The sequence below is a fragment of the Niveispirillum sp. SYP-B3756 genome (genome assembly GCF_009495745.1).
Taxonomy (GTDB): Bacteria; Pseudomonadota; Alphaproteobacteria; order Azospirillales; family Azospirillaceae; genus Niveispirillum.
Genome location: NZ_WIDQ01000060.1, coordinates 1 through 530 on the forward strand (window position 1 = coordinate 1; position 530 = coordinate 530).

At 57.4% G+C, this 530-nt stretch carries 1 tRNA gene and 1 rRNA gene; both read right to left on the reverse strand.

Annotated features, from left to right (window positions below):
• Window positions 1–183: 183 nt before the first annotated feature.
• Window positions 184–259 (reverse strand) — tRNA-Ala (locus GE253_RS25710).
• Window positions 260–423: 164 nt separating this feature from the next.
• Window positions 424–530, reverse strand: a 16S ribosomal RNA gene (locus GE253_RS25715); the annotation flags it as partial.

The window sequence follows — 530 nt, forward strand, 5'->3', positions numbered from 1 at the left end:
TCCCTCGGCAGAGAGCCTCATCCCTCGCAAAGCGGACCCTTGGTCACACTTCACAAAACCATTTTCACGATGTCCAAGAACCGGCAGCCCTTGCTGCCTACAGTCACAGGTAAACCTGCAACCGATCCGATTGCCTACTCATGGATTATCACAACCTGCAAACTCAACGCTCAAAGCGGAGTTTGGTGGAGGCGGACGGGATCGAACCGACGACCTCATGCTTGCAAAGCACGCGCTCTCCCAACTGAGCTACGCCCCCAATCAGGCCCCTTACGGGTTTCGGGTGATCCCAACAGACAAAGCCCAGTCTTCCGACCAGGCTTGCTGTCGATCCATGAGAAGGGATGCGGAGACGGCGTATCCGTCAGCCAAAGCCATGTTGGAATACCCAACAGGTCGGCGGAACGAAAGGCTCTTCCTTAGAAAGGAGGTGATCCAGCCGCAGGTTCCCCTACGGCTACCTTGTTACGACTTCACCCCAGTCGCTGACCGTACCGTGGTCGGCTGCCTCCTTGCGGTTAGCGCACCGG